This is a genomic window from Streptomyces sp. NPDC005393 (assembly GCF_040606675.1).
Lineage (GTDB): Bacteria > Actinomycetota > Actinomycetes > Streptomycetales > Streptomycetaceae > Streptomyces.
In genome coordinates this window covers 1-3,825 of record NZ_JBEXFG010000111.1, presented here as the reverse complement: position 1 = coordinate 3,825, position 3,825 = coordinate 1, and the positions used below count along the sequence as shown (strand labels likewise).

General features: G+C 71.2%; 1 protein-coding gene. It reads left to right on the top strand.

What is annotated here, in order from left to right:
- The coding region (locus ABZS71_RS35360) for an acyltransferase domain-containing protein (RefSeq protein WP_356216897.1) at window positions 1–3,825 on the top strand (3,825 nt) is incomplete at both ends.

Below are 3,825 nucleotides of genomic sequence, written 5' to 3'. Positions count from 1 at the left end.
CGGTTGTCGGCGGCTGAGGTGGATGCGGTCGAGGCGCATGGCACCGGCACGACGTTGGGGGATCCCATCGAGGCGCAGGCGCTGCTGGCCACCTATGGGCAGGAGCGATCGGAGGGCAAGCCGCTGTGGCTGGGGTCGGTGAAGTCGAACATTGGGCATACTCAGGCGGCTGCCGGGGTGGCGGGTGTGATCAAGATGGTGCAGGCGATGCGGCACGGGGTGCTGCCCGCTTCGCTGCACATCGATGAGCCGACCCCGCATGTGGACTGGGACAGTGGTGCGGTGCGGCTGCTGACCGAACCGGTCGAGTGGCCTGGCGATGGACGTCCTCGCCGAGCCGGCGTCTCGTCCTTCGGAGCCTCCGGCACCAACGCCCATGTGATCCTCGAACAGGCTCCCGAGCCAACTGAACAGGGCGCGGCCAAGCTGTCCAACGACCTCGGCACGGTTCCCTGGGTGCTGTCGGCCCGGAGCGCGGAGGCGCTGCGCGGCCAGGCCGCGGCCTTGGTGGAGCGCGTGGCCGCGAACCCGCAGCTGTCGGCTGTTGAAGTGGGCTGGTCGCTCGCCACCACGCGGTCCCTGTTCGAGCACCGGGCGGTCGCGGTTGGCGAGCACCGCGATGAGCTGATCGCGGCTGTAGAAGCGTTGGCGGCCGGCGAGCCGCACCCGGGCGTCGTACGTCCCGGCCCCGGCGCGGTCTCGACGGGCAAGACGGTGTGGCTGTTCAGCGGTCAGGGCAGCCAGCGCTTGGGGATGGGCGCCGAGCTGTACGAGCGGTTCCCGGTGTTCGCCACGGCGTTCGACGAGGTCTGCGGGCTGCTTGACCCGCATCTGGAGCATCCGCTGCGAGAAGTGGTTTTCGGAGGTGTGGTCGAGCAGCCCGGGCTGTTGGACCACACCACCTACGCCCAGTCCGCGCTCTTCGCGCTGGAGATTGCCCTGGCCCGGCTGCTGACCTCGCTGGGGCTGCGCCCCGATGTGGTGATCGGACACTCGATCGGTGAGATCGCGGCCGCTCAGGTGGCAGGCGTGTTCGATCTGGCCGACGCCTGCCGGCTGGTGGCCGCCCGCGCCACGTTGATGGGCCGACTCCCGGCCGGTGGTGCCATGGCCACCATCGCGGCTACCGCCGACGAGCTCGCCGAGGACCTCGCCCAGCACGGCGGCCAGGTCGGTCTCGCCGCCCTGAACGCCCCCGGCAACACCGTCATCTCCGGCCCTGCCGAGCTGGTCGGCCGCATCAGCAGCGCCTGGGCGGCGAGGGGCCGTAAGACCAGGGTGCTGACGGTCAGCCATGCATTCCACTCTCCGCTGATGGACCCCATTCTGGAACCGTTCGCCCAGGCCATCGACGATCTGACCTACCGCCGGCCCACCATCCAGCTGCTCAGCAACCTCACCGGTGAGCCCGTCGATGAGCGGATCGCCACCCCCGGCTACTGGGCCCAGCATGTGAGGCAACCCGTCCGCTTCCACGACGCCATCACCCATATCGCATCCGAAGCGGGGGTCTTCCTCGAGCTCGGACCCGATCCGGTCCTGGCCACGGCGACGCAGCACACCCTCCAGAACACTTCCGCGGATGAAGCGGCTGCCGATCGCCCCAGCCCGCTCGTGGTGGCCACTCTCACCCGTAAGCAGTCCGATGCCCAGGCATTCGGCCACGCCCTAGCCCAACTTCACGCCCACGGCGCCGATGTCGACTGGCCGCACTGGTTCCCGGCCGATCCGACGCCCCGGACCGTGGACCTGCCCACGTATGCCTTCCAACGCGAGCGGTACTGGCTGGCCGCGGGCGGTGGCGTCGGTGATGTGGCCGCCGCGGGATTGCAGCGGGTGGAGCATGCCTTGTTGCCGGCGGCGGTGGGGCTTGCCGATGGCGGGCTGGTGCTGACCGGGCGGATCTCGGCCGGTGGCGCCGGAGGTTGGCTGACTGAGCATGTGGTGGCGGGGGCGGTGCTGGTGCCGGGGGCGGCGTTGGTGGAGTGGGCGTTGCGCGCGGCCGACGAGGCGGGCTGTGGCGGGGTGGAGGAGCTGGCGCTGCAGGTACCGCTCGTGTTGCCCGCGTCCGGTGGTGTGCGCGTACAGAGCGTCGTCGGAGTGGCGACAGGGGACGGGCGGCGGGATGTGCGGGTGTACTCGCGCCCTGACCGCGACGCCGAGCCCGGTACGGACCCGGGCTGGGTGTGCCATGCGGAGGGCGTACTGAGCCCGCCGCCCTCGGAGAGCCCGGTGGAGGAGCTGGGCGGAGCGTGGCCTCCGGCGGGCGCGGAACCCGTACAGCTTGACGGGTTTTACGCACGTGTCGCGGCATCCGGATACACGTACGGGCCGTCCTTCCAGGGACTGCGAGCGGTATGGCGGCACGGGGCGGAGGTGCTTGCCGAGGTGGCGCTGCCCGAGGCCGCCGGAGAACCGGAGGGATTCGGTATCCACCCCGCGCTGCTGGACGCCGCGCTGCATCCGGCACTGCTGCTCGACCGACCCGCCCCCGAGCAGGAGGAGACCGATGGCCGGGTGTGGCTACCGTTCGCCTGGAACGGGGTGTCATTGTGGGCGAACGGGGCGACAGCGGTCCGGGTCCGGCTCTCCCCTCGCCAGGACGGCGCGGAGGGCGAACGGGGGCTGCGGGTGGTGGTGGCCGATGCCGTGGGCGGTCCGGTGCTCACGGTGGACTCGCTGGTGATGCGTTCGGCCGATGCGGAGCAGCTGCAGGCCGCCGGAGGACGGGAGGTGAACGGGCTGTTCACTCTGGACTGGACCCCCTTGCCGATCCTGCAGATGCCGTCACCCGACACCGAGGTGGGAAGGCCCGAGCCGGGGACGGCGCATGACGATGGTTGGGTGGTGCTGGGCACCGAAGGGCCGGAGCCGATCGGGGTGGGCGTGGTCCGACATCCGCATCTGGAGGCGCTGATCGCCGCGCTTGACGGTGGTGCGCCTGTCCCGTCGATCGGCATGGTGTATCTGCCGGCCGGCGGTGAATCGGTCGACGAGGACGCGGAGGATGTGGCGGCGAACGGTCTGGCCTTTACAGAGCGGGTGTTGGGGCTCGTGCAGGGCTGGCTGGCCGAGCCACGGTTGGCCGACGCCCGGATGGTGGTGGTGACGCGGGGAGCGGTCGCGATCGGCGCGCCCGAGCCTGAGGGCCCCGGTGACAGTGGGGTGGACATGCCCGGTGCCGCCGTGTGCGGGCTGGTGCGCAGTGCGCAGGCGGAGAACCCGGGGCGCTTCCTTCTGGTCGATCTCGACCCGGACTCCGAGGCGCTCGAGGACAGTGTGATGGCCGCCGCCGTGGCGCGAGCGGCGGACCTGGACGAGCCGCAGGTGGCGCTGCGGGCCGGGCGGATGTGGGTGCCTCGGCTGATGTGTGCCGGTGGCCCGAGCAGCGGGGATGTGGTCGGACTGGTGGGACAGCCCGCATGGCGGCTGGAGTTGGCGGGTGCGGCAACGGTGGACAACGTCAAGCCGGTGCCGTGCCCGGAGGCGCTGGAGCCCTTGGGGCCCGGGCAGGTGCGGGTGGCGGTGCACGCGGCCGGTATCAACTTCCGGGATGCGCTGATCAGTCTGGGCATGGTCCCGGGGCAGACCGGGCTGGGTGGCGAGGGCGCCGGAGTCGTCATGGATGTCGGCCCGGGCGTCACCGATGTCGTGGTGGGCGATCGGGTCATGGGTATTTTCGACCGGGCCTTCGGTCCGCTGGCGGTGACAGACGCGCGGATGGTGGTGGCGATCCCGGAGGGCTGGAGCTTCCGGCAGGCGGCTGCGGTACCGGTGGTGTTTCTGACGGCCTGGTACGGGCTGGTGGAGTTGGGCGGACTCCAG